A 25,849-nucleotide genomic window follows, 5' to 3' on the forward strand; every position below is an offset into this window, starting at 1 on the left:
TAATTCAAAATTAGAACTTGACAAAAGTGGCATTTTGGATTAAAAATAGAGCCTTGCCCAGCTAAGGAGTTTGAAGGTTGATTTTAGTTATCGATAATTACGATAGTTTTACCTACAACTTAGTTCAGTATCTCGGCGAACTAGCAGCAGAGTTTCCGGTAGCATCTGAGATAAAAGTGTATCGGAATGATGAAATTTCTGTGGAGCAAATCAAAGAATTAAAGCCGGATGGCATCGTGATTTCTCCTGGACCGGGACGCCCGGAAGATGCGGGCATTTCTTTAGAATTAATCGCAGAAATGGGGCCTGATTTACCGATTATGGGCGTATGCTTGGGGCATCAAGGAATCGGTGAAGTGTTTGGCGGTAATATTGTTTCGGCTCTTGAGTTAATGCACGGCAAAACTTCTCAGGTCTATCATACGGGCGTGGGAGTGTTTCAAGATTTGGAAAATCCGTTTGTGGCAACGCGGTATCATAGTTTGGTCATTGACCGGGAAACTTGCCCGGAAGTGTTGGAAATTACCGCTTGGGTTGAAGATGGAACAATTATGGGGGTACGACACCGGAACTATCCCCATATCCAGGGCGTCCAATTTCACCCAGAAAGTATTCTCACGACTTCTGGGAAGCAGTTGCTGCGAAATTTTCTGTCATCGCTAATGGGTAATGGGTAATTGGTAGGAGACTAGAAACCGGGTTTCGACCTAGATCTCTGTTTCACAGAAACCCGGTTTCTTTGCCTGGGTCCTGAGACTGCTGCAACAAACAAACCTCTTGGGCAGGCATTCTGCCTACCCCACAAGAGATGTGGTCTGGGTCTAATAGACCTCTCCAAAAAACAAACCTCTTGGGCAGGCATTCTGCCTACCCCACAAGAGATGCGATCGTAGGGGTGGGTTTCACCAAGGATGCAGGCGATCGCCAACAGTTTATTTAAACCAACCCGCTTGTCGGCGATATGCCGACCGCACGCTGCGCGAACGCATGAGTCGATATATTGAAGGTAATGATGAAACGACGACAGTTGATGCGCTATGCTGGCGCTGGATTGGTAACGGCTTTTGGAACGGCTTGGCTGTCTGGATTTGAGGCAATTCAAGCGCAAACGAACGATACGCTTTCAATTCAGTGGTTGGGTCACACCTGCTTTTTGTTTTCGGGGGGTGGTAAGCGCATCCTCGTAAATCCGTTTCGCCCTCTCGGTTGTACCGCAGGGTATCGCGCCCCGAAAATAGAAACCGAGTTAGTGCTGATCAGCAGTCAGTTACTTGATGAAGGGGCGGTAGACCAGCTACCGGGGGATCCTAAACTGTTATTTGAACCAGGTGTATACAACATACAGGGGACGCAATTCCAAGGAATTCGCACCGATCACGATCGCTTTGGCGGACGGCGTTTTGGGATGAATATTGCTTGGCGCTGGAACCACGCAGGGATTAATATTCTACATTTAGGGGGTGCGGCGGCACCGATTACTGTAGAACAAAAAATCCTCATGGGGCGTCCCGATGTGCTGTTTGTGCCGACCGGAGGCGGGGCGAAAGCTTATAATCCTACTGAGGCGAAGGCGGCGATCGCTACTCTCAATCCTAAAATAGTCATTCCCACCCATTACCGCACCCAAGCAGCAGCAGATACCTGCGATATCGTCGCCCTAGATGAATTCCTCAAACTCATGGATGGAATGCCGATTCGCAACATGGATACCGATACAATGACCCTGAGGTCGGCAGATTTGCCTGATAGCGGTTCGACGATCAAGGTTTTGAGTTATAAGTTCTAGGGAATAGGCAATGGGTAATTGGGTGCGCCGTAAGGTATAATTTTGTTTCTCTTCTGTACATACCTGGCTGTTTCGTTGCAAAATGAGATGACTGCGGTTGGGTTGGCGATGGGACAGGGGTTATGGAACTATTCGATCTTTCCTCAATTGAACTGGCAGCACAGTTTCGCTTGCTACAGTCCCAATTGCGCGAGCGCTGGCAGGCGATCGATGTGTTGGATAATAGCGATTATGATATCCTCGTCATTCCTTCTTTGAGTCTCGACCAGCGGGAACTGCAAAAGGTTCAGGGATTCCTCCACTATGAAGAACGGCTGCTTTTTTCGCTAATTCGGCTGCAAAATCCCCGAACGCGGGTGATTTACGTGACTTCCCTGCCGCTATCGCAGATTGCCATCGATTATTACCTGCAATTGCTCCCCAGGATTCCATTTTCCCACGCGCGCGATCGCTTGGTGCTATTCTCCACCTACGATGCTTCCGCTACGGCACTTACCCAAAAAATTTTAGACCGCCCGCGCCTAATGGAGCGCATTCGCGCCAGCTTGCGGGCGGATAAAACCTATATGATTTGTTATAACTCTACGTCTTTAGAACGGGAGTTGTCCGTTCGACTGGATGTACCTTTATTAGCTTTAGACCCAGATCTGCTTTATTGGGGAACAAAAAGCGGATCTCGGCAAATTTTCGGAGAATGTGGGGTTCCCTATCCAGATGGCAGCGAATTGCTTAAGAATACTCAAGATTTAGCCGCAGCAGCTGCACAATTGTGGGAACGGCAACCGGCATTGCAGCGCCTGGTGGTAAAACTAAATGAAGGGTTTTCTGGGGAAGGCAACGCGCTGCTGGATTTAAGACGAATTCAAGATAAAGCTCCTGGTAATGCATCTTACAAGGAACGAGTCGCAGCGATTCACAAAAGCTTTGCCGATTTAAAGTTTGAAGCGAAAGGCGAAACTTGGGATAATTTTTCCAGTCGCATCCCGGAATTAGGGGCAATCGTCGAAGCGTTTATTGAGGGAGATAAGCGATCGCCCAGCGTCCAAGGTAGAATTACCCCCACTGGAGAAGTGGAAATCCTCTCCACCCACGATCAAATTTTAGGCGGACCCAGCGGTCAAATTTACCTCGGTTGTCGGTTTCCCGCCAATGAATCTTATCGCCTCACTTTGCAGCAATTGGGATTGAAGATTGGACAAAATTTAGCTGAAAAAGGCGCTTTAGAACGCTTTGGTGTAGATTTTATCGCCGTCCGCCAAGACGATATCGCCAGCGTTCCCCAATGGGATATTCAAGCAATTGAAATCAACCTGCGTAAAGGCGGCACTACCCACCCGTTGATGACTTTGAAATTCTTAACTAACGGTCGTTACGACCTTTCTACCGGCTTATTTTACAGCCAACACGGTTGTGCGAAATATTACATTGCTACGGATAATTTGCAAAAAGACCGCTACAAAGGATTGCTGCCAAACGATTTGATGGATATTATTGCAGAACAGCGGTTGCATTTTGATACCAGTACCGAAACGGGTACGGTTTTTCACCTCATGGGTTGCTTGTCGGAATTTGGCAAACTGGGATTAACCAGTATCGGCAATTCTCCCCAAGAAGCGCAGGATATTTATAATCGGGTGGTAAAAGTATTAGATGAAGAAACGAAACCAATCTCTCATGGTTTAATCGAGGAGGGAGAGGAAGAAAAAGCAATAGTGTCCTCAATCTGAAATCCTGGCATCCCAAATCTAAAATCTAAAATCTAAAATCTGAAATTCTTAAGAACCGCCTCCCGGTACTCCACGTCTAGGAGGGGAAGGCACTTCATATCGGCGTCTGGTTGATTTTGGTTTCATACCCCGCGCCAAAATTGATGGGGTGAGGAAAGAACGGGAGATTGATGAACGGGTTGACTCGGGGATTTCTGGGGAAAATTGGGTTAAGGTGGTGATGGGGTTAGGGAAGGCGATCTCTGCAACTGTAGCGCCTGCGATTAAGCCACCGATTAAATGTATCCTGGAAAAGCTGGTATCCATATCAAACACGCTTAAAAGACGTTTGTATAGTTTGACTATCCCAAGCGGCATCTGTCGTTAGGTGGTTTGTGTAATCAATACTCACAGGCGTTGGCGCTTCTGTGCCGTGGCGTACACATCTGTGAATGTGCTTACACAGAAAGCAACAACCCCTCGGTTGGGGGACTATAAGTAGAAGAGCAAGGGAATTGAGTATGGTTAAAAAGGATGAGGGATGGCATAAATTAGTCTTTCCTCCCTCGTTCTTTCTTTTTCTGTTCCCCTGTTTGAGCATCTCCAGTCGTCTGATACCAGGGTTCATCAGTTGGCGCGAAGTCTCCAAGGCAACATGAATCAAGCTGAGTTTAACAAGGCATTTGCCAAACTAACCGGAAGACAGCAAGAAGTGTTGCTGAAATTTTTGCAGGGGCAAAAAGATGCAGATGTTGCCAAGGAACTGCATATCACCCAAGATACTGTCAGAAGACACATTGCCAATATTTGCAGGGAATTTGGTTTAAGCGAACCCGGAGACGCTGGTTACTCGCACCGTTCGGATTTGGTAACCTTATTTGTGAAATATAGACCTGAATTATTAAATGCCAGCGAAAGTCCCCCCGTCATTACCGGCACCAAAGTCTTACTGAGTTACTATCGCAACCAAGACCCAGATCTGGAGTTAGTCACCGAGTTAGATACTGTCTTACGAGATCGAGGCTACGACATTTTTCCAGCAAATGCGAGTCTGCGAATGGCTAAAGATGGGTTGCGGCAAATTTATACTGCCCTCAACACCTGCGATTATTTGCTGCTGTTATTGTCGCCGCTTTCCGCTTGCAGCGAAATGGTGACCGAGGAAGTAGGACTAGCTAAGAGATTACAAAGTTCGCGGGACGATCGCAAGCCTTTAATTATTCCGATTCGGATCAATTGTCCCCTAAACTTGCTCAACCACGATCTGCGGGGTTACCTACAGAAAATGCCGCAAATTGAGTGGCGCTCGCCTGATGATACCCCGGCAACGATACAACAAGTTTTGCAGTTAGTAGGCGCAAGTATTGAAGGGGAAAAAGAAGAAAATAGGGGCAGTGGCAGGGTAGGAACTCCAGCTGCATCGAAGATAATATCGCCTTATGCCGCGACGCCGCACCATCCACCCCAACCAGTAGCGGAACCGGAATTACCCAGGGGACAAGTGGAATTGGCGTCGGCGTTTTACGTCGAACGTCCGGGAATAGACGAAAGGTGTTACGAAGCGCTCGCCAAACCGGGTGCGTTAATTCGCATCAAAGCACCCCGCCAAATGGGCAAAACTTCCCTGATGGCGCGCATTCTCCATCGTGCCGCTGCTTTTGGTTACCGCACCGTGCCTTTAAGCTTTCAGCTGGCAGATAGTAAAGTATTCAGCGACTTAGAACAATTCTTACGCTGGTTTTGTGCCAACGTCGCCCTACAACTGGAATTACCCGATGGATTAGCGTCCCATTGGCACAACATTTATGGTACCAGCATGGCTTGCAAAACTTATTTTGAGCGCTATTTACTCGCCAACGCTTCCAGTCCCCTCGCCTTGGGGTTAGATGAAGTCGATGCCATCTTTCGATACCCCGAACTGGCGGCGGATTTTCTAGGAATGTTGCGCGCTTGGCACGAGGAAGCTAAAAATCGGGATATTTGGAAAAAGCTGCGCTTGGTTGTCGTCCACTCTACGGAAGTTTACGTACCGATGGATATCAATCAATCGCCGTTTAATGTAGGGTTGCCGATAGAGTTACCAGAATTCCAACCCGCGCAAGTGAAGGATCTGGCAAATAGACACGGGTTATCTTGGGGCGATTTAGAGGTAAAAAAATTAATGGGGATGCTGGGAGGACATCCTTATTTGGTGCGACTGGCACTTTATCACATCGCTCGTGGTGAAATTACCTTGGAACAACTTCTCCAAACCGCTCCCACCGATGCTGGACTCTACAGCGACCATTTAAGGCGGCATTTGTGGAATTTAGAACGGCATTCCGAGTTAGCAGCAGCGCTGAAAACAGTCGTGGATGCCAATGCTCCCGTGCAATTAGCGTCAATGCAAGGATTTAAGTTACAAAGTATGGGGTTGGTGAACCTACAAGGGAATTATGTCACCCCCCGTTGCGATCTATACCGTCAGTATTTCCGAGTTCGGCTATCATCAAGTTAACCTCGCGCTGGGGGTCACATGGAGGCTATAAGTCCCACGCCTACCCGAAGGGAGGCGTGTGGATAAATGGACATCCCCCCAGGTTAATCAAGGCACAAGCGTGTGCCTTGATTAACTATTTAGAACCCGACTGTCTCATGTTAAAATATCCTCATGAGCATAACCATGAACTACTGCTACCGAATTTATCCAGATGCCGCTCAGGAGCAAACACTCCTTGAGTGGCTAGAGATTTGCAGGTCAACATACAATTATGCCCTGGGAGAAATCAAAGATTGGGTAAGTTCCCGGAAGTGTAGTTTAGATTATTGCTCATTAGAGAAAGAGTACATCATCGCTGCTGATACCCCATTTCCGGGATACTACTTTCAGCAAAACGCTCTTCCCAAAGCTAAAAAAGAATATCCCAAGTTATCAGACGTGCCGTCTCAGGTATTGCAAACAACAATTAGGCGGCTTCATGATGCATGGGATTTCTTTTTGAACCGAGGCTATGGCTTTCCCAGATTCAAAAAGTACGGACAATTCAAGTCCATGCTATTTCCCCAGGTAAAAGCCAATTGCCTAACCGGATGGCAAATTACTCTTCCAAAAATCGGATATATTCGTATCAATCTGCATCGACCAATCCCTGACGGGTTTGTAATCAAGCAGGTAAGGATAGTTAAAAGAGCTGCGAGTTGGGATGCAGTAATTACTATTGAATCCGACGCTTCAATCTATGAGCCTCAACCTCACGGTCATGCCATTGGCATTGATTTGGGATTGGAGAAATTTTTGACAACCTCGGATAGAGAATTCATCGGTAGACCCCGATTCTTTGTAGACAAGCAACGTCGGCTTAAAGTGCTACAACGCAGATTATCTAGAAAGAAGAAGCGGTCTAAGAACTACTCTCGAGCTAGTATCAAGGTTGCCAAACATTATAATCACATCACTAACACCCGTAAATTATTTCATTACAAAACCGCTCATCATCTTTGCGACCAAGCGGGAATGGTATTCGTTGAAGATATCGATTTCCGCGTCATGGGCAAAGGGATGCTATGCAAGCATACCCTTGATGCAGGCTTTGGAGCGTTTCGAGATATTCTCAAACAAGTGTGCTTCAAGCGAGATGTATACTTTGCTCACGTAGACCATAAGGGAACATCTCAAACTTGTCCAAAATGCGGAGCGCATACGGGTAAGAAAACATTGTCACAGCGAGTTCATAAGTGTAGTGAATGTGGTTACCAGACGCATCGCGACCACGCATCGGCTGAAGTAATTAGGTTGCGTGGTCTAGCACAATTAGTAGCCAGGGACTCTGGCGAATCGAAAGAGCCTGTTGCAGTCGGTCTGCCGGGGGCTGGTGAAAACCAGTCTAGGTCAGAGGCGAAACCTTCTTCTCGTAAGGGAGGAAGAAGAACCAGGAATGCCAGTTCGTGAGAATTGGAAGCCCAGACTTACCCGGAACGGGAAGTGTGGGAGGATGTCACGTAGGAATACTGAACGCTGCGGCTGATAACCGCCTATCTGGGTGCATAAGTGTGGAAGGGTCAGACATAGTAGGTTATGGATGGAGGTGCGAGCAGCTTCATCCCAATTCCTTCTCGTTCCAGTGGGAGAAGGCAATATAGAGGTGCATCGATGAATTCGGAACCTTCCTCGGCGTATGACTATCAGGTAGGCGGGTGCTTACCCCAGGACTGCCAAACTTACGTCAAAAGACAAGCGGACTTAGACTTTTATCAAGGCATGATGGCGGGAGAGTTTTGCTATGTCCTCAACTCGCGACAAATGGGAAAGTCTAGCTTGCGGGTACAAACGATGCAACGCCTTCGGTTGGAAGGCGTTGCTTGTGCAGTGGTAGACTTGACCTCGATTGGTTGTCGCGATATTACCCCGCAGCAGTGGTATGCCAGTATTATCGGGACTTTGGCGGATGGTTTTAATTTATCCGATAAGATAGATATTGTCAGTTGGTGGCGCGAGCGCGAGATTTTCTCCCCCGTCCAACGCCTCGATGAGTTTATCGGTAAGGTACTGCTGAAAGAAATTACGCAAAATCTGGCTATCTTCGTCGATGAAATTGATAGCGTTAAACGACTCAATTTCCCAGTCGATGATTTTTTTGCCTTAATTAAATCTTGCTACAACAAACGGGGGGATCGTCCGGAATATCGGCGTCTCGCTTTTGCTTTGTTGGGGGTGGCGACGCCAAGCGAGTTAATTCAAGATGCCAATCGCACGCCTTTTGATATTGGTCGCGCCATCGATTTAACCGGATTTCAACTCCACGAAAGCTTGCCGTTAGCTAAAGGATTAGCGCGTAAAACTAGCAATCCTTTAGCCGTCTTGAAAGAGATTTTAGATTGGACGGGAGGCAAGCCGTTTCTCGTGCAAAAACTTTGTAAACTAGCGATGGGGGAAAATTCTCCGATTCGCGAAGGGAGGGAAGCTCAATGGGTAGAGGAGCTGGTGCGCTCGCGCATCGTCGAAAATTGGGAATCCCAAGACGAACCCCCACACTTGCGAACCATCCGCGAGCGCCTTTTGCATCGCAACGCTAGCACCGTTAAGCTGTTAAAACTTTATCAGCAAATTTTAGAGCGGCGCGAAATCCCAGCTGACGACACTCCCGAAAAAATGGAATTGCGCCTATCGGGATTAGTCGTTAAACACCAAGGTAAATTAAAAGTTTACAATCGAATTTACCAATTAATTTTTAATCAAAGCTGGGTGCATCAGGAACTAGAAAAACTACAACCTGGGAAAGAAACCCCCATGCGCGAACCGACTAACAGCGATGAACAGCTCCTCTACGACCACCTACTTGAATTATCAAAAAGAAAGTCACCCAGAGAGTTACTTGAACGGTTTAACAAGTTATTTATTGACGGCATGGGCTATCCCGAATCGGAAGTGGAAGCTGCCCTTTATAGAATTATAGCATTTTTAAACCAAGAGTCAAAATTTAACTATTTTCTCAATCGTTGCTGCTATATTCTGATCAACCGCTGGCAAGCCAATCCTAAATATAAAGATGCCGTTGCCGATTTGGTAGCATTATTGGATCATGGGGCTTTTAGGTATAAGCAAAAAGCCTCTCCTTCGCGGGTTGTTAGACGCTTGCAGGAATTGGTTTATTTGTTTACCCAAAGCGACGAATATCAAATTCTCAAACGCTTGTTACCAGTTGTAGAGATCAACTATAATCTACATACCCCAGAAGCCAATCAACCCTTAAGTCAATTAATTTATCGGTATCCTTATTTGTATAGTCATTATTTGCTGCCGCCAGACAGTTCTTACGAACATCGACAAATGATCCGGCAAATTCAAGAAAAAAATCGGCAGCAATTTGAAAATAAGCTTTCTGAATATATCCCTGACCTGCTCAAGCGAGTTCAACAGGTTCCCAAAACAAATTTACATAAACCCCGGAGCAATACTTTTGGAGATCTTATCCTCAATCCTTCCTACCGACCTGAGATCGTTATTTCCAAATCGGCAGACATGAAACGCCTGCCAAATCCTACGCTTTTAACCGACGAAGAACTTTATTTTGCCATCAAGGAATTTGTGGGAAAAGTAGAAAAAACCTACAGTTATCAAGACTTAGCAAATATTTTCCTGAGTCGCCATACTATAACAAGAACCTATCGAGACTTCAAAGCCGATTTATACCAATATTTGATTGCATCGGTCGATGGGAAATATGGGAAGCATCAATTTAACCAACGCTTGTACAATTTTTTAAAAAACACATTAACCGAAAACGACAATAAAAAAATAGACGAGCTTTTAATTATGCAGACTTGCAGTAAATTATTTAATTTTTTAGTCACCAGTCCTCCCGATCCAGACTATTTATACTTTTTCGATATGTTAAATAACCTGGGAAGCATCAAAACGGTGGGGTTATTACTCAAAATTGCCTTGCTTTCCGGCAAGGTAAAACTACATTTAGAAAAGCGATTTTCAATTTTGTTCTCTTACTATGAAACCCAAGCTTTCAAGGAAATTGGCTGGCTAGTACACTCTCTAGAAAACTTAAATATTGCTTTATTGACAAACTTTGGAACTGTAGATATATCCTCAATTAAAAAGAATATTCTTTGACCAAGCTAGCGGGTGAGCGGGTGAGCAGGTGAGCAGGTGGGAGGGAAAAAAACAGCTTTTCGCACAATCGACTATATACAACTGATATCATGTCCTCTGGCAACGGTTGTGTAACTGCTAATAGCTAATCGCTAATGGCTCAATCAGGAAAAATACTATATTAGCAATTAGCAAGCGAGCAATTAGCCATCCATACACTACCGATCTCTCGCGGACATGATATTACGCAAAGAAACCGGGTTTCTTGGCGTAGGGGTCTATTTTCCCGGAGTTGACTCCCGATTTATTCCACAATCGCATCTGATTTTGTAGTCTGACTCGTGCAAGCGTTTCATAGCTGCTTGTTCTGAAAGTTGCTGGGTAAAGTACCCGTAAACAATATCGTCGAATAATTCATGCACAACTGAATTGGCTCGTTTTAAACGAGACTTGTAGTCAAGACTAACAGATTCTTTGCGGATTTGTTGGCGAATGCCTTCATCGTCATATCGCTTTGTTTGATTGTAATTCCCGCTCTCGCGCATCCAAGTTGTGTGTAAAGTTAGTGCCAAATTCAATGGTTCGCGATCGGATGGAGCGAGCAAACGATAGATGGGTTTGTTGTGAAAATCATCGGCATGAAACACCCAGAATTCATCGCAGGATTGCTCTTCGTTGTCTAAATTGTCAGCTAATACAACGCAGACAATATAGCCATGTGTAGATGGCTCTGCTGCTTCAGGTAATGGATCAGAACTGGGAACAAATTGAGGCGAAGAGACAAAGTAACCCAGTGGAAACTGAAAGGAATCTGCGACGGTCATCGTCTCGGTATCCAGCCGCACCAAAGTCAGAGGGCGATCGTTTGAAGGTAAATCCTCAATCGGAATTGTCCTAGATTCTCTCGATTTATAAGCATCGTAAATTCGCTGGGGAATCAGTTCCCAAGAAAATCCCCAACACAGCCAGTAAATATTCTTGATTTGTGCTTCTTGGTTATTAGCATCATCGCGACTTAGTTCGCTATGGGTATAAATCGATGGCGACCAAGTAAATTCAGGATCTCGAATCGTCTGAATTTTCTCAATCTTGCCAGTATTTCCATCAATTTCATACTTGGCTAAACCTCCCAAATCCGTCGTACCAACTTGCATTCCTTCTAAGTCGCAGCGCAAACAAGGCTTAGAAGGAACCGAGAGATCGTATCTGGTAATCCACTCAGTCACATCCCAGCCATTAATATGACCGACGTGAAGTGTAATTTTGCCATCGGGATTATTGTAATCGGCAGCAAAGTGAGAGATTTCGTGGGGCAAAATAACTTGCAAAGCTGGTAATGTCGTAGGTTCTGTATCTGCTGTACAAGCTGGATATTTCTCTAAATCTGACCGCTTGACAATGTAAATAATTCCATTGGGTAGAGGAGGCATTGCCCGCAAGAAGTTGGCATATATCCATGCACCCAGCGCCCAGAATTTTTGAAAGAGTTTTAATTTGAGAAACCCGAAAAGGAATGGTGAAAATATTTGGGAAAACTCCATTTTGAAGGCGATGTCAGCCAGAATGATGAAGTCTTCTGTAATTGCCAGTTGATGGAGTGACTGTTCAACGATGACGGGTTTTCCTTTATGCAGACCATTTGCTAGAACTAATCGCCATCGTTTCAGTTCTGGTTCTTGGGATTCGGTTGCTCGATCAAAGGTGTAGTAAATTAAGTCGGTAAAGCGTCCAAATTGCTCTTTGGCGGCGGCTTCTCCTTTGAAAATATGATTTATTTTCTCAAAAAACCAATTCACTGGCTTGCGGTATAATCCGTTATATCCAGTCGAATAGTTGGTACTCAAAAAGCCATTGATGGTAGAGCCGTAAATATTATTAGCTTTTTTGGTATCGGCAACAGGATGGGCTGCATTAATGTAAACATCAAAGGGATAACTACCAGTCAACTGAGCGACTAATCGAGAAACAATTGGGAATATTCCCAGCCAACAGCTTGCTTTACCGATGGGTGCGAGTAATTCTAGGGAGTTGGGATCGATTTCATAAGGACGACCTGCATCAATGGTGACTATTAAGCGATCGCCTAATTTCAAAAAAGCAGTATTCAGTTGATTTCTGCCACCCAAAAGCATACTGAAACGGCTCGGTCCCCCATTCCGAAATGCTGCAAAATAAGAAAATATCCGATGTCGCTTGGCAAATTCCGTTTGAGGTTGCCAAACAGATCGATTGCTGTCTCCAGCAGTTGCTAAATCGGCATAATAACAAGGAGTTTTGGCAATTCTGGTTTTCAAAATCGCCTGACCTTGTTCAAATCCCAAGCGATAAATCATCCCATCGCCTGTATAAAGTTGCGTACCGTCTTCCTGGGGGCGATCTTGAGCCTGAAACAGCGCACCAACGGTGAAAATATAACCTTGCAATGCCGCAGGTAATTCATTAGACCTCTCCATAAACTCTTGTGGGGTGGGCGTCTCGCCTGCCAAAGAGATTGTTTGTTCGAGAGGTTTATTAGACCTCTCCATAAACTCTTGTGGGGTGGGCGTCTCGCCTGCCAAAGAGATTGTTTGTTCGAGAGGTTTATTAGCATCTTGTGCAATTAGTTCCCAATCTCCGTTACTATTCTTGACATACTTGCGAACGATTAACCGCAGATCGGTAATTTCTTCGCGACTGGTTTTGATGACAGATCGAGGAACAAAAAACTTTCTCAAAGGTTCGCCGACAAAATGCGCTGGCAGATGTTTCATATCGCCCCAAGTTCCTTTAACATTGCTTCTTGAGCCAGAGTTAACCCTGTTACTCCAGTAATTTGCATCCCTTCATAGGGACGTTTGGGTTTCAGTGTAGTGATACAACTTCCAGTCTCAAGATTCCAAATCCGGACAGATTCATCTTCACTGGCGCTAATAAGTTTTTGACCGTCAGGACTAATTGCAACTGTCCAGATCCAGTTTGTATGACCTGTTAAGGTATGTAAACATTGTCCTGTATGGCTGTCCCAAATTTTGATCGTGCGATCGCATCCCGCACTAGCAACTGTACGACCATCGGGGAAAAAAGCCGCGCTCATTACCCAGTTTGCATGTCCTTGCAGCGTTTGTAAGCACTCCCCCGTACCGACATGCCAAATTTTTAATGTCCCATCCAAACTCGCACTGAGCAATAGATTACCATCAGCATTAAATGCTACCGTTCCTACTCTGGCATTGTGTCCGGTTAGGGTATTGCAGCAATTTCCTTCAGTAATATTCCAGAGTTTGATAGTGCAATCATCACTACCGCTGGCAAGTATGTTGACCTTGGGATGGAATGCTAGGGTGGGAATGCGATCGCGATGTCCTAAAAGTACCTTCAAGCAAGTTTTATTCTCAATATCCCACAGTCTAATAGTTTGGTCGAAACTGCTACTGGCTAAGATCCCCCCTAGCCCCCCTTGCAAAGGGGGGAACTTTGGATCGTAGCCCCCCCCTGGTTCCCACGGCTCTGCCTGGGAACGCCGGGGGGTTGGGGGGATCGGACTAAATGCCAGTCCCCAAACTTCATCGCTGTGTCCTTTCAAAACAGCAAGACATTCACCAATTCGCCAATTCCAAACTTTAACAATTGAGTCGTGTCCGCCACTAGCAAGCAATGAGCTATGGGGATGGAAAGCGATAGAGGAAATACCTCCAGCATGAGCTAGCAACTGTTGCAAACATTGATAACTATTGCTATCCCAAATCCGCAGAGTTTTGTCCTTGTGACCTGTGGCGATCGCTGCACCATTAGGGCTAAATATTGCAGAGCGCACCCAGTTTGAATATCCGGTCATTGTTGTGATGCGACGACCGCTTTCTACATCCCACAATCCAATCGTTTGATCTTCTGCACCAGTGGCAATTGTTCGTCCATCAGGACTGAATGCGACTCGCCAAATTTGAATCCCATGTCCTGCTAAAGTTCGCAGACATTCGCCTGTCATAATCTCCCAAATTTTGACGGTGCAATCGACACTGCAACTAGCAATTAGTTGACTGTCAGGATTCCAGTCTACACCCCAGATCCATCCATTATGTCCTTCTAAAACCCTGATGCACTGCCAGTCTGCGACGCGCCAAATGCGGATCGTGCGATCGCAACTGGGACTAGCTAACCATTTTCCATCGGGACTAAAACTAAGTCCTGTCACCCAGTTTTTATGTTCGGTAAGTGTATGCAAACAAGTACCGCTATAAACATCCCAAATTCGGATTGTATGGTCGAAGCTGCCAGTTGCTAGAAGTTTGCCGCACGGACTAAAGCTAGAATGTATAACTGCTGAAAAGTGTCCTGACAGGATTCGCAAACAGTTGCCATTCTCTACACTCCATAAGCGAATTGTACCGTCATGGCTAGTGCTGGCAATTAGCTGACCATCTGGACTGAACGCGCTACCATATACATTGCCTGAATGACCGCGCAGAACATTCTTACACACACCTTTAGATAAATCCCAAACTCTTAAAGTGCCATCATCGCTAGCACTGACGAGCAGTTTACCGTCTGGGTTGAAAGCAATGCAGCGCACCCAATTATTGTGTCCTTGCAGTGTTAAAATCTGCTGTTTATTGGCAACTTCCCACAGTTGAATCTCGCAGTTTGTACTACTTGTGGCTAGTGTTTGCCCATCAGGACTAAACCGAACTGCTAGAACACCCCCAAAAGTCTGCGCGAACAATGAATGGATAAACTCTGAGTTAGAAAAGTTCACTTCATGCAAATTCATGTCTTGCAGAAATGCTTGTCGAATCGTTAATTTTGAAAAATCGTATCGGGCAATATCTAACCCTAAATAGCGATACAGATTTATCAAATTTCCAGCGGCATAGCCTAGTCTCAATTCATCTTCACTGCGAACTTTATGCAATAAATTATCTAATCTTTTACGAATGTTCGCTTCTGTCCTAAAATCCGATCGCAACCCTTCGATAATAGGATTGACAATTAGCCGTAATTGTGCTTCTATCCCAAATTCTTTTGACTGAGTTTTAATCAGCGCAAATTTGTGGAGAAGCGATATTTCTTCGGTCTTGATTTCCGCTTGTACTTGCTCGATCAGTCGATTAGTTATGTACTCCATGATTACGGGTTGCTGTGTAAAGCTACTCGACTGTTTTTCAATCAACGAACGACGCTGTAGAGATGCAATGGCTTCCAGCAGTTCCCGCCTTGCTACAGAGGGAAAAATATTTTCACGTATGTCTTGAAAAGAAGTCCATTCGCGCTCAATTGCTAACCAGTACATGACCTGGGTTTCTACAGGAGATAGCCGATCAAACTGTTCGCTTATCAGCTTCCATATCTCGCCAAAAATAATAGTTTCCTGGTTGAGGAATTCAGCAATATTGTTATCAAATAGTTCAGTAATTGTCGTGGCAATTACTTTTAATGCCAATGGATTACCGCTGTATCGCTCAACGAGCGGCTTTAATTCGGCAACAGATCCAGAGTATCCTTTGGTTTCCAGAATTTTATAGCCCTCTAGTTCGCTTAAACCGTTTAAACGAAGCGAGCGCACAGACAACCTCTCACCCTCCATCTGCACCAATTCACTAGGCTTTTCCCTACTGGTTAGCACTACACAACTTTGATGCTGGGTTTCTCCTATACACTTGAGCAGATAACCGTACCCTTCATAGCCACTTTTGTACTCTCCAACACAGGTACTTTCTTTAAGAATTGATTCGCAATTATCTAGAACGATTAAACACCGATGTTGACGCAGGTAGTCTAAAAAACGCGATACTATACTATATTCGGTTGCAGGTAGGTTAACGTGCTGGGGTGGAGTAAAGAACTGAATTAACTCAGTCAGTATTTCCTCTAGAGGTGGGGAGTTGCGGAGACTTCGCCAAACAACATATTCAAAATTGTCTGCGATTTCACTGACAAATTTAGCAGATAAAGCAGTTTTACCAATTCCTCCTACTCCTAATATTGCTACTAACCTACAGCGATCGTGAAGAATCCATTGTTCTAGAGTAGCAATTTCCTGCTGCCTGCCGTAGAAGAGAGAAACATCTGGCGCTTCTCCCAAATCCTTGCGACTTCTAAGAATCTCCAGGTGCGACACCTCGTTCCCAGGCTCAGCCTTCCACACCTCGTTCCCAGGCTCAGCCTGGGAACAAGATCTTAGAGGCAGAGCCTCGCTTATTTTACTGCCATTAGTCTTGGAATCCAACTCAGATAACGAAGTATCAATACCTACGTCAGCAATTTCTTTCCAGTTCAACGACAGCTTCTGGCAAATTTCCTCAAAAATCGCGCGATCGACAGGTTTACCCGTTAAAAAATTGCTAACCGTGCACAGCGCCAATCTCAAGTCTTCAGCTAGCTCGCGCTGACTGGGAAAACCATTCCGTCGCACAGCCAGTTTAACCTTTCCGATATATTCAGTACGAACCTTAAGCGACCTCGGCATAACGTTCTCTTAACCAGATTTATTGGAAAAAAACAAAATATAAGTCAGAGCAACTCATACCAGATCCGGCTCGACAACCCCCCTGATTTTCTTCCTCTTCTTCTGAGTGTCCTAGCGAAGATCGCGCGTTGATTTAAAAGGGGGTTGAAGAGGACGCGGTGACAAGGGAGAGCGGTGACGCTCTGAGTTTTAATTAAGGGTGAAAAGCCTGACATCATATCATGGAAACGGATTTGGTATCATTTAAAAGTTGGGAAATCTTGTTACAAGACAACCAGGCGATCGCATCAAAACCCATTGATTTCCTCAGTGGTCTAGATGCCATCGCTTTCTCACCATCTAATTTGATATTTTTAGCGATGCTAATTGGGCAACCTAGCTAACAGTTCCTCATTGGATAATTGCGGCAACTGTTGCAGCAATAACGTTAACTCTTCTGCTGACAATGCCAGTAAATTTTGCACCAGAACGGGGAGGCGTTCGCCCAATTCCCCAAACCGCATTCTCCACACATTTTCTGCTAGCAATTGTCTGGCTTGCTGCATTCCTTGTTCGTCAAGATTCATTGCCGATAATTGCAATAACAAGATCGTAAATTCGGTAGCAGGTAAAGCCGATACTTGAGTTAAAAAAGCAGCCAAAACCGCGTCTAATTCACCAAACCGCACTAAGAAGAAGCTTTCTAAAATCGAGCGCTGTCCTTCTTGTCTGCCTTCTTGCCTGCCTTCTTGTATACCTTCTTGTCTGCCTTCTTGTTTTGCTGCTTCTAATTTCTGTTGAAATAAGGGTGCGTTCGGCGTAGCCGTCGCGTAGCGAATCGCCATAACTAACTCCCGATCTTCCGCTTCTAATTGTTGTTCTTGATTTACCGCTAAGCTAGATTGCAGTTTGTACAACAATTCTAACGCGATCGCGCGGATTGGATTATCCACCGATAAAGCACTCAACTCGGTAATTGCTCGTTCCTGCACCCTCCCCCTACCTAATACAGCGGATTGCAAGCTCGTCTAGGGAAAGCGTTATCGCTTCGTTTGTGTAGCGGGTGCATTAATGCACCCGCTACACTTGCCTTGCGGTGTACCATCAGCGTCTGCAATCCGCTATATTCTCAGCCACAACGTTGCTTCTGTTTCCGGCAACTGATGGATCGCTACAATTGCCGTCCGCAAATATTCCCCTAAAAAATAGATTCCCCTGGGCCAGTTTTCTTCATCTGGAGTGGCATGAAACCCATTCAGCAACGCTGCCGATGCTGTGGGAGTCAAAATCCATAGTTTGGGTAAATCTGCTTCCTCGCAACGAGTATTTTCTCGTCTTGATCTACGTTCTAATTCGGATCGCACGTGCAATAATTTGCTCAAGCAACTACAAACCTCGCCCACAGTAACCGGATTGCGAAACGGTTCAAACAGGGCGGTTGTAGTTGCCATTTTTCCTAATATCCCCAGCAGTTCTACATAATCTTGTGTGGCACTTGAGGGAGTGAAGTAAACATCAATCTCGCGCACTTCGGAAGCTACGTCACGACTGACGGTAACTTGTCCTATGGGCGATAGTAGTTCCGATAAATAACTCAAGTTGCTAGTTATCTCTCTGGGAGCGGCTAATGGCTAATGGCTAATGGCGAGATTGGTAAAAATCCTAGATTAGCAAGCTCGCAATTAGCAATTAGCAACGCCAAAGTTTATAACTAGCAACTTGCGTTAAATAATCTTTAGCAAACTGGTCGTAAATGAATCGCGTCATGACTGGCGCTGTAATTTAATTATTCACAATTTTAGCATATTTGTTATCAATTTATTGCCATATTAATATTTGAATAGCGTAAGTTGCTAGTTACATCTATCCTTACTGGTAATGGGTAATGGGTAATGGGTAATGGGTAATTGTACTGAGGGCAACAGCCTGTTAATCCAATTACCAATTACCAATTACCCATTACCCATTATTGTCTCGTTTGCCTTTAGGAAACTCAACAACTGAGAAAACAGAACAAAAGTCAGATCAACTCAGTCATTCTCAGGCTTGAACTCAGTCAAGCGCGAGTTTAGATGAAATTATCCAACTCACAGGAAGTGAGACTAATAACGAGTTTACAAATCCTATGAATATTTCTCCAAATTGTTTAGACTTAATTAAAAAATGGGAAGGGCTGAGTTTAGAAGCTTACAAAGATCCAGTCGGGATACCAACCATAGGATATGGAACGATTCGATATCCGAATGGGCAGAAAGTTCAGATGGGTGACACGATAACAGAACAGGAAGCCGAAGCTTTTCTGCAATTGGAATGCGATGAAGTAGCGGAAAAAGTCTCTAAGTTAGTCAGCGGCATTTCGCTTAACCAGAATCAGTTTGATGCGCTGGTATCGCTCTGCTATAACATCGGTACTGGAGCATTTGAAGATAGTACCCTTTTGCGAGAACTCAAAGCTAATAACTTTGCCAATGCAGCTAAAGAGTTCGATCGCTGGGTTAAAGGAACCAAAGACGGTATAAAGATAACGCTTCCGGGTCTGGTTAACCGAAGAAAAGAAGAACGGGCGCTGTTTGAGAAATCAGGTGGACAAGGAACTCCCATTGACACCGAAACATCCCCACAAGACAAGGTAACCTGGCTGGAAGGATATCGCGATGGTGAGAAAAATGTTATCGTCGCTCGCAATGGTTCTGAAGTTATAGAGATCCTGACTTTGGAAAGTCATCTCAAGGAAGATTTAATTGCTGTATTACAGCAATATAAAAATGCTCTAAACTTCCACTTTGCGCCTAATGGTAAGACAATTCCTAGCGGCGATCGCATTGCAGTTGCCACTAAAGAAAAGTCAATTTTGAAGGTAATCGATCCACCGCCTTTGAGTCGTCTGTTAGTTCTTGATACTGAAGGCGATGATGTGAAAAAGCTCCAAGAACGCTTAAACGATCTTGGTTATGACGCTGGTAAAGTTGATGGTATTTTTGGCAAGAAAACCGACACAGCCGTTAAAGAATTTCAAGCCGATTACTTTGGTGCAGCTGAAGCTGATGGTAAAGTTGGCCCTATTACATGGAAGAAATTGTGGGGAGACGTGAATCCTACTCTTCCACCTCCAACTAAACCTGTTCCTGGTAAGAATTACCTGCGATTGACTAAGACTGGGCGCAAAGATGGTTACGGTTGTTATGTATTAAACTTGCAGTATTTCAAGGATGGAGAATTTAAAGATGGAATAGAAGTTTGCTCCGGACAACCTAAGAAACAATTCTTCCGCATAGGTCGTAAGAGTATTGCAGGTTCAGCCGAACCATTACCTGAAGGTAAATGGTTTATCCATGATATTCGTTGGGCCGGTGGGAAGGATAACTATGATGGCAAAATCCATGCAAGTGGGATTGGTCCGGTAACAATTCCGCTTGACTACGTTGGTCCCGATAAAACTGGACGTAGTGCGATTGAAATTCATATCGATTGGAATCGAAAGAAGTTTCCAGGGACTGTTGGTTGCATTGGGGTTTACACAAAAGCAGACTACAAGCGATTGGTGAGTTGGTTACGAGACACCGATCCCCGCGATCTGTTCGTTGATTGGGGACTTGGAACTTGTCCACAACCGTAAAAGATTGATTCTCGGCTTGTTGTTGCAAAGAGTAGAGTGCAATCGCTGATGATTTACTAGCAGTAAGCAGGGGCGATTGCAACTCGTAGCTTGGCGATCTCGTCACCGTATAACAAGAGATGAGGGTAAAAAATGGGATGAACAAATCTTGGTGTCCGACGGTGTTTTTTTTGATTTGTTCCTGCGACTGATTGATGAAGGTATTCTTGAGCGAGCAAAAAGCTATTGCAGGACTTATGCACAACAAGCCTATCACCTTAGTTTCTTTGCCTAAGTCCTGTATTGAATACTTCGCGGCAAAAGTCAGGTAGTAAATCACACTAAGTCTTGAAGCGGTAGTGCAAAATGGAAAAATTATATACTATATCGCTCCGGTTCCCATGAAACCTTTTCCCTTTCCCCTGCGTTTCTCAATACCAATCATTCTGGTATTGTTCAGCAGCTTGCTGGGTTTGTTTTCTTTTTACCGGGAAGTATCCCTGTCTGCCTCCCGTGAAGAAGAAGAGGTAATCGACGAGATCCAGTTAGTCGGGAATCAAATCTCAAGTATATTGGAATACTTGTACCGCACAGAAGACGCCAAGAAAGCGGAAATCGTCATCAACAGGATGAAGAACGACCCAAAGCTGCGGTTGGTTTTGCTCTGCGATCAAAACAACCGCATCATCGCGGCAAACCATGACTCACTGCAAAATCGCCCAGTCAGCGACACGCCAGCGGCGAACAGCTTGCCAGCATTCTCACAAGTGCGCCAGAAGATGTCAGTCAGGGTCATAGTTTCCGAAGACAGACAAAGCCTCCGGGCAATCTATCCTATTAGGTTGGGGGCGACGCCCGGTAAACTGAGTTTATCGCCAGTCGGCATTCTCTTGATCGAGTATGACCTTTCAGTGGAAAAAAATCAGGCTCGTGAAGATGCCCTACAGCCAACGATAGAATCTATGGTTGCGATCGCCTTCGGTTGCATCGCGGTCTGGTTATTTTTTAACAAAACTTTAACAAAGCGAGCGGCTAGATTGGTCGCAACCAGCAACAGTTTAGCGCGAGGAAATTTTAACATTCGGGCTAGATTAAAAGGTTCTGATGAATTAGCTCAAATAGCAGCAGCCTTTGACCAGATGGCTGACCAAATTCAGACAGAAACCGAAGCATTACAAGAGAGCGAGAAGCGATTTCGTCAGCTAGCGGAAAACATCGGTGCAGTCGTCTGGATGTGCAACCCCGACGGCAGCCAGGTAATTTACGTCAGCAATGCCTATGAGAAAATTTGGGGTCGTTCCTGCGAATCTTTATATGCCTCAGTCAAGACTTGGTTTGATGCGATTTATTCAGAAGACCGCGATCGCATTATTGCTGCTTTACCCAAAATGGTTCAAGGAGACTACGACGAAGAGTATCGCATTGTGCGAGCTGATGGAGAGATTCGTTGGATTCGCGATCGCGCTTTCCCGATCCAAAACGAAGCCGGTGAAATTTACCGCATTGCTGGAATTGCCGAAGATATTAGCGATCGCAAGCAAGCAGAGGTGGAACTGCAACAAGCCAAGGAAGCCGCCGAGGCAGCCAACCGCGCCAAAAGCCAATTTCTCGCCAACATGAGCCACGAACTGAGAACGCCACTAAACGCGATTTTGGGTTTTGCCCAAATCATGCAGCGCGATGCTTCCCTCACTCGAGAATATGGACAATATATCAACATTATTAACGACAGCGGTCAGCACTTGTTGACATTAATCAATGACGTGCTGGAAATGTCCAAAATTGAAGCAGGTCGGGTAAAGCTGAATGAAAATAACTTTGACTTGTATCGAATGCTAGATAGTCTGGAAGAGATATTACGTCCCAAAGCCACAGCCAAGCAACTAATTCTGATTTTTGAGCGGGCAACATCAGTTCCCCGGTACGTAACCTGTGACGAAAGTAAGTTGCGGCAAGTCTTGATTAATCTAGTTGACAATGCCATCAAATTTACCGCAGTCGGTAGCGTTACCTTGCGAGGGAAAATAGGTAAAGTGGAAGAAATTACCAATTACCCATTACCCATTAACAATTACCAATTATTATTTGAAGTCGAAGACACAGGTTGTGGCATGGGGCCTGAGGAGATGAAAAACTTATTTAAGCCGTTTGTGCAAACTCGGACAGGTCAAAAATCTCTTGAAGGCACAGGTTTGGGGTTATCGATTAGTCGCAAATTTGTCAACTTGATGGGCGGGGATATTACCGTCAGCAGTACCCTAGGAAAGGGAAGTGCATTCAAGTTTGATATCAGCGCAATTCAGGCTCAAATGACTGACTTGCCAGACCAACCCCAAACCCGTCCTGTGATTGGTTTGGCACCCAACCAACCTGTATATCGCTTGCTGATTGTGGAAGATCAATGGGAAAACAGCCTGCTTTTGGTGAAGCTGCTGACATCGGTGGGTTTTGAAGTCAAGGAAGCCAGAAATGGGCAAGCAGGAGTGGAACTGTGGCAGGAATGGGAACCGCATTTGATTTTGATGGATATGCAAATGCCTGTGATGAATGGGTATGAAGCCACGCAGAAAATCAAAGCCACCGCTAAGGGACAAGCTACAGTTATTATTGCGGTGACTGGGTTTGCCTTTGAGGAGAATCGTGCAGCTATATTATCAATCGGTTGCGATGATTTTGTCAGCAAACCATTGCAACAGGATGTCATTTTTGCCAAGATAGCCGAGCATTTGGGAGTCCGTTATATCTACCTTGAACCTAATCGAGGCAGTAGCGATTCATCCCCTCCTTCTGAATTAACCCGTGCCGATTTAGCCGTGATGCCAGATGAATGGATCGCCAAACTGTATCAAGCTACGATTAAGTGCGACGATAACTGCATGTTGCAACTGCTTGAGGAAATCCCAACAGAATATACAAACCTGAAAACTGCTTTGACCGATCTAGTCGATGAGTTTGAATTTGAAAAGATTGTAGAACTGACAGCAACGAGTGATTAGCGAGCGCAAATCCTATCACCTTTTTTCACAGAAACCCGGTTTCTTTGCGTAATATCATGTCCTGAGGCAACGGTTGTGTAACTGCTAATAGCTAATCGCTAATGGCTGATATGGAGGCAATTGAATTGCGAGCAATTAGCAAGCGAGCTATTAGCCATCCATATCACCCAGTTCCTATGTCCTTTTAAGCTCCTATTCCCTCCCCAATCGGTGTTTCCTGGTGATTCACTTGCTTGTGATATCCGTTATTTTCTGTTAGCGGCGTCCCCTTCTTGTACGATTGTACAGATAGGATCGTAGCCATTGCTAGAGGTTCTAAAGCTTTAGCCCATCTGTCCGTTATCCACTGTTTTTCTTCCAAAGTGGGGTTAGTGGCTAACCGCTGAACTTCAGCCAAGACAACTGCTGGTAGTTGTTCGTAGAAACTCCTGGCTAATTCAGTACCCACCTGATTCAGCAACATTTGTAGTAAAGCATCGCTGCTTGTTGCACTATTAGCCGCGTTGAGCGTTACATAGTTGGCAACGCCATTAGTTACATCACCTTTATTACCGGCAGCTACTGGTCTGGTGGCTTCTACAGGGGGGGTTCGCTCATTCTCCAAGGGGGTTGAAACTTGATTTTGATCGCGGTTTTCTACAGTCGAATTCGCACCATAAGCGACACCTTTAACTGTGTTTTCTGCACCTTCAATAATCGTGGATTTAACATTTTCAGCTGCTTCTTTTACCGCGTCCACTGCACCGTCAACAATCGCTTTAACACCATCAGCCACACCTTTACCAGTCAACGCCGCAGCGAAGGCACCCGCTACAGCACCAAGACCCGCTCCAACTAAGGCAGCATTAGCGACACGCCTACAAGTGCCTGCTTTCCGAACATCGGATCGATCTGTCAGGGGGTCTGTATTTTCGTTAGCTTCAGCGCCTGTCGCTGCTGCATCGACGCTAGGGTCGGCTGTAATTGAGTCAGCTTTTTCGTCATGCCAATCAAAAGGCTGGTTGTTCTCACTCATAAAATTATCTCTTTTCTACCAAAAAGGTATAACCCGATCTGTTAGGGCTTGTTTGTCTATGGGCAATTTAACAATCCTAGGTAAGGACTTACACCAATCTCAAGGTAGAGAACGTTGAAAGCTGTGAGTTAGTATAGAAAAATACAAAAGTAACCCAGTGCTGAATTATTAGGCGATCGCCAGATTTATCGGCAGTTTTTCTCGATTTAGCGCCTTAAAGAAAGCAGCGATTCCTCACCGCTAGTTACGAATAGCAGAAGATTTTAATTCCGGCTAGCGAACAGTACCTCTAAAGCTAGATGCGTATGAATAAAAATCAATTAGCAAGCCTAACTTTATGTCGAGGGATACAGACTATATTTTTGGCGATATCTGCCTTTAGCTCGGTTAAATGCGGCTCTGGGTTCGTTAAATTTGCAGTAGCTAAGAAGGCGTTACAGATGAGCGTTAAACCGTTCTCGTAGAAGGGAGAAAATTATGAGCGATCGCCTACCAAATTTTGAGATAAATTACGAAAAAGCTGGCACAATTTCCACAGATCAACCCTATGTTCGTTCAGCAGGGACAAGCATAGATGTTGGGGGAAATAGAGAAGCAAATCGTCCCAGCACAACGATTAAGTCTCAACCCCAATCCCATGTTCCTGCAACAGGCAACGACATGAATTCCGTATTATCTAGGTTACTAATGGGAGGACTCATTGGTGCTACTTTAGGTGCTACGTTGGGTACGTTAGCGAGTGCTTTCGCTGGTAAGAGAACATCCGAGGGTGTGAACCGCGCTGCAAAAGGTGTAGGGGAGGCAGCAAAGACTATAGCCCAGGGCGTTACCCAGACTGCAAAAGGCGTAGGCGACGCAGCAAAGAGTGTAGCTGATGGTGTTAACTACGCTGTAGTAGGCTCGTTACAGGATACGGCTTCTGGTGTTAGCCGCGCTGTAGGAGCTGCCTTTGAGGCAGCCAAGGGTACAGCTAAGGATACAGTTGAGGGTGTTAGCAACGCTGTTGAAGGTGCATTGGACGCAGTCAAGGATACAGCTGAGAATGCCAAGCAATCTGCTATAAGTGCAAGCGACGCAGTCAAGGATACAGCTGAGAATGCCAAGCAATCTGCTATAGGTGCAAGCGACGCAGTCAAGGATACAGCTGAGAATGCCAAGCAATCTGCTATAGGTACATTGGACAAAGTCCAGGATACAGCTGAGTCGATCAAGCCATCTGAGAATCAGGAAGTCAAGATAGCTCAAGAACGGCGGGTTGCAGACGCGCCCCAGATCGATACTGGAGAGCAAGATAAAACCTCTATGACCTACATTTCAGGTCCAGAGGGAACTATCCCTGTAGACGCTGGAATGCCCGTCACTTATGGGGAACCCAACTACGAAGAGCGGAAAGTTGATCAGAGCGAAATTTATCGACAAACTACTGGCATTTAGCTTTTGCCTGAGATAAATATACCTGTTGCAAAAGCCTGCCCTGAATTAAAGTATGCCCTGTCGCGCACGCTGGGCGAACAACCTAAAGTAGGGAACGTAGAATAACTTTTGGTTTCTACCATCCATGTTCTAAAACGTTCGCTCCAGCCAAAAACACGACTTATATCATTTCCTTAGGTATCGGTAGTGTATGGATAGGTAATTGCTCGCTTGCTAATTGCGAGCTTTTCAATTGCCAAAAGAGCAGCCATTAGCGATTAGCTATTAGCAGTTACACAACCGTTGGTCAGGGACATGATATTACGCAACCTCT

The 25,849-nt window shown here is 45.2% G+C and carries 16 protein-coding genes; 10 read left to right on the forward strand and 6 right to left on the reverse strand.

Translation table 11 applies throughout. The features are described 5' to 3' along the window. Positions 1-77 precede the first annotated feature (77 nt). The 3 genes from MiSe_RS01340 to MiSe_RS01350 all read left to right on the forward strand — a co-directional run bounded on the left by MiSe_RS01340 (position 78) and on the right by MiSe_RS01350 (position 3,513). Positions 78-677, forward strand: a complete 600-nt coding sequence (locus MiSe_RS01340; RefSeq protein ID WP_226573156.1) for an anthranilate synthase component II — start codon at positions 78-80, stop codon at positions 675-677. Positions 678-1,012: 335 nt separating this feature from the next. Continuing rightward, complete coding sequence (locus MiSe_RS01345) at positions 1,013-1,786, forward strand: MBL fold metallo-hydrolase (protein ID WP_226573441.1); 774 nt, start codon at positions 1,013-1,015, stop codon at positions 1,784-1,786. 122 nt (positions 1,787-1,908) lie between these two features. Beyond that, positions 1,909-3,513, forward strand: coding sequence for a peptide ligase PGM1-related protein (locus tag MiSe_RS01350; RefSeq protein ID WP_226573159.1), 1,605 nt, complete (start codon positions 1,909-1,911; stop codon positions 3,511-3,513). Positions 3,514-3,561: 48 nt separating this feature from the next. Here MiSe_RS01350 and MiSe_RS01355 read toward each other — a convergent pair whose 3' ends face one another. Next, entirely contained in the window at positions 3,562-3,870 is a 309-nt protein-coding gene (locus tag MiSe_RS01355; protein ID WP_226573162.1) for a hypothetical protein, read from the reverse strand. A gap of 253 nt (positions 3,871-4,123) precedes the next feature. Between MiSe_RS01355 and MiSe_RS01360 the strand changes: the two genes are divergently transcribed. The 4 genes from MiSe_RS01360 (at position 4,124) to MiSe_RS01375 (ending at position 10,096) form a co-directional block, all read left to right on the forward strand. After that, positions 4,124-5,989 carry an AAA-like domain-containing protein gene (locus MiSe_RS01360; RefSeq protein WP_226573175.1) on the forward strand — a complete coding sequence of 622 codons (1,866 nt, stop codon included), beginning with the start codon at positions 4,124-4,126 and terminating at the stop codon, positions 5,987-5,989. A gap of 165 nt (positions 5,990-6,154) precedes the next feature. Continuing rightward, the gene (locus MiSe_RS01365) at positions 6,155-7,420 is read left to right on the forward strand and encodes an RNA-guided endonuclease InsQ/TnpB family protein (protein ID WP_226573178.1); all 1,266 of its coding nucleotides are present in this window, start codon (positions 6,155-6,157) and stop codon (positions 7,418-7,420) included. Next, positions 7,417-7,611: a hypothetical protein gene (locus MiSe_RS01370; RefSeq protein ID WP_226573181.1), complete on the forward strand. Its 195-nt coding sequence runs from the start codon at positions 7,417-7,419 to the stop codon at positions 7,609-7,611. The genes MiSe_RS01365 and MiSe_RS01370 overlap by 4 nt, the downstream gene beginning before the upstream one ends. Before the next feature lie 10 nt (positions 7,612-7,621). Further along, positions 7,622-10,096, forward strand: coding sequence for a Sll1247 family protein (locus tag MiSe_RS01375; protein WP_226573184.1), 2,475 nt, complete (start codon positions 7,622-7,624; stop codon positions 10,094-10,096). A gap of 257 nt (positions 10,097-10,353) precedes the next feature. On the opposite strand, the gene MiSe_RS01380 is transcribed toward MiSe_RS01375, so the two are convergent. The 4 genes from MiSe_RS01380 to MiSe_RS01395 all read right to left on the reverse strand — a co-directional run bounded on the left by MiSe_RS01380 (position 10,354) and on the right by MiSe_RS01395 (position 18,094). Further along, complete coding sequence (locus MiSe_RS01380; RefSeq protein WP_226573186.1) at positions 10,354-12,825, reverse strand: carotenoid oxygenase family protein; 2,472 nt, start codon at positions 12,823-12,825, stop codon at positions 10,354-10,356. Continuing rightward, on the reverse strand, positions 12,822-16,517 hold the full coding sequence (locus tag MiSe_RS01385) for a WD40 domain-containing protein (protein ID WP_226573188.1): 3,696 nt from the start codon (positions 16,515-16,517) through the stop codon (positions 12,822-12,824). The genes MiSe_RS01380 and MiSe_RS01385 overlap by 4 nt, the downstream gene beginning before the upstream one ends. Positions 16,518-16,879: 362 nt before the next feature. Further along, positions 16,880-17,488 (reverse strand): hypothetical protein, encoded by a 609-nt coding sequence (locus tag MiSe_RS01390; protein WP_226573191.1) that lies wholly within the window; start codon positions 17,486-17,488, stop codon positions 16,880-16,882. 129 nt (positions 17,489-17,617) lie between these two features. Continuing rightward, a complete protein-coding gene (locus tag MiSe_RS01395) occupies positions 17,618-18,094 on the reverse strand; it encodes a hypothetical protein (RefSeq protein ID WP_226573194.1) in 477 nt (158 codons plus the stop codon). A 527-nt stretch (positions 18,095-18,621) separates the two neighbouring features. Between MiSe_RS01395 and MiSe_RS01400 the strand changes: the two genes are divergently transcribed. Together MiSe_RS01400 and MiSe_RS01405 are read left to right on the forward strand one after the other, a co-directional pair. Further along, positions 18,622-20,112, forward strand: coding sequence for a glycoside hydrolase family protein (locus MiSe_RS01400; protein WP_226573197.1), 1,491 nt, complete (start codon positions 18,622-18,624; stop codon positions 20,110-20,112). Positions 20,113-20,492: 380 nt separating this feature from the next. Then, complete coding sequence (locus MiSe_RS01405; protein ID WP_226573199.1) at positions 20,493-23,087, forward strand: hybrid sensor histidine kinase/response regulator; 2,595 nt, start codon at positions 20,493-20,495, stop codon at positions 23,085-23,087. Positions 23,088-23,271: 184 nt separating this feature from the next. Here MiSe_RS01405 and MiSe_RS01410 read toward each other — a convergent pair whose 3' ends face one another. Next, positions 23,272-24,102 carry a hypothetical protein gene (locus MiSe_RS01410; protein WP_226573202.1) on the reverse strand — a complete coding sequence of 277 codons (831 nt, stop codon included), beginning with the start codon at positions 24,100-24,102 and terminating at the stop codon, positions 23,272-23,274. Positions 24,103-24,579: 477 nt separating this feature from the next. On the opposite strand from MiSe_RS01410, the gene MiSe_RS01415 reads away from it, so the two are divergent. Further along, complete coding sequence (locus MiSe_RS01415; RefSeq protein ID WP_226573205.1) at positions 24,580-25,536, forward strand: hypothetical protein; 957 nt, start codon at positions 24,580-24,582, stop codon at positions 25,534-25,536. Positions 25,537-25,849 lie beyond the last annotated feature (313 nt).

Origin of the sequence: Microseira wollei NIES-4236, assembly GCF_020521235.1 — a bacterium.
GTDB lineage: Bacteria > Cyanobacteriota > Cyanobacteriia > Cyanobacteriales > Aerosakkonemataceae > Microseira > Microseira wollei.